1 protein-coding gene is annotated in these 1,734 nt (G+C 68.1%); it reads left to right on the top strand.

Annotated features, from left to right (window positions below; all coding sequences use genetic code 11):
- Positions 1-477: 477 nt before the first annotated feature.
- Positions 478-1,704, top strand: coding sequence for an IS110 family transposase (locus ACFV9H_RS41420; RefSeq protein ID WP_385409177.1), 1,227 nt, complete (start codon positions 478-480; stop codon positions 1,702-1,704).
- Positions 1,705-1,734 lie beyond the last annotated feature (30 nt).

Raw genomic sequence — 1,734 nt, 5'->3', positions numbered from 1 at the left:
TGGTGTCCCTAATTCCTTCCTAGCAGTTCCGGATCAGAAGGTTTGTCCGTCCGGGCTGTTCGAGTACGGGGTCTGTCATGCCTCTGATGTCCCGGGCCTGTGAGGCCTTGAGAAAGAGCGGCGGCCAGACCCCGTGGGTTGGTGGCGGTCTCGTGGGCGCCGGGCGTATGCCTTGATTTCTCCCGGCCCCAAGGCCTTCCGATAGAGCGGCGGCGCCCGGCGTCCTCGTGGCTGCCACCACCCATCCCAGGATTTGTTCGTTGGTGTTCGTGGTGTGAGCCCGCTGTGCGGTGTCCTCTTGCAAGTCCCGAGCCGTCGAGCTCTGAGGCAGACCGAGGCCCGTGTTGCGCGCTGGTGCCACGAACGGCTTGTGAGATGGCGGACCGGCCGGGGAGGCCGAGTCCTTGAATTAGGTCGCCGCGTGGCCCGCATCCGCTCGCTACCAGCGCAGATGCCTGTGCCAAGGGGAGGACGAGAGTGATTTACTGCGGGATCGACTGGGCCGAACGCCATCACGACGTGGCCCTGGTCGACGACACCGGACAGCTGCTGGCCAAGCGCCGTATCGCCGACGACGTATCCGGCTACCGGCTGCTGCTGGACCTGCTCGCCGAGTACGGCGACACCGAGGACGAACCGATCCCGGTCGCGATCGAGACCAGCCGCGGCCTCCTGGTCGCCTCCCTGCGCCAGGGCAAACGGCAGGTGTTCGCCGTCAACCCGATGGCCGCGGCACGCTACCGGGACCGGCATGGCGTCTCGCGCAAGAAGTCCGACCCGGGCGACGCCCTGGTCCTGGCGAACATCCTGCGGACCGACATGCCCATGCACCGGCCACTGCCCGACGACAGCGACCTCGCCAAGGCCATTGCCGTACTGGCACGGGCCCAGCAGGACGCGACCTGGAACCGGCAGCAGATCTCCAACCAGCTCCGCTCCTTGCTGCGCGAGTACTACCCCGCCGCCCTGGAGGCCTTCGCCGTCTGGCAGAACGCTCTGTGCCGGCCCGAAGCCCGAGCCCTGCTGGCTCTCGCGCCGACCCCGGCCAAAGCGGCGAGTCTTTCGCGGGCCCAGCTGCGTTCCGCGCTCAAGCGCGCCGGCCGCATCCGCGGCATCGACGCCGAAGCCGAACGGCTCCGCGAGGTATTCCGCGGCGACTTCGCCCACCAGCCGCCCCTCGTCGAGGACGCCCTGGGCAAGCAGATGCTCGCCCTGCTCCGGCAACTCGACGCCGTCTGCACCGCAGCCGACGAGCTCGCCGAGGCAGCCGAGGCGTCCTTTCGCCAGCACCCGGACGCTGAGGTCCTGCTCAGCTTCCCCGGCCTCGGACCGCAGACCGGCGCCCGGGTGCTCGCTGAGATCGGCGACGACCGCACCCGCTTCGCCGACGCCCGCTCGCTCAAGGCCTACGCGGGATCGGCACCCATCACCCGCGCCTCCGGCAAGAAGCATCACGTCGGGCGACGCATGATCAAGAACAACCGGCTCCACAACGCCGGTTACCTCTGGGCGTTCTCCTCCCTGCAAGCCTCGCCCGGCGCGAACGCCCACTACCGCCACCGGCGAGAGGTCGGGGACTGGCATGCGCAGGCCCAACGGCACCTGTTCAACCGCATGCTCGGACAGCTCTTCCACTGCCTCAAGCACAAGACGCTGTTCGACGAACATCAGGCATTCCCCTCCTCTCTGGCAGTAGCGGCTTGACGGCTTAGCTCCGTGAGATGTCTTTCTCAG

The organism is Streptomyces sp. NPDC059874, from assembly GCF_042731135.1.
In the GTDB taxonomy this organism is placed as follows: Bacteria; Actinomycetota; Actinomycetes; order Streptomycetales; family Streptomycetaceae; genus Streptomyces.
Note: the sequence above shows the minus strand (reverse complement) of the source record. Positions and strands in the feature narration are given on the sequence as shown.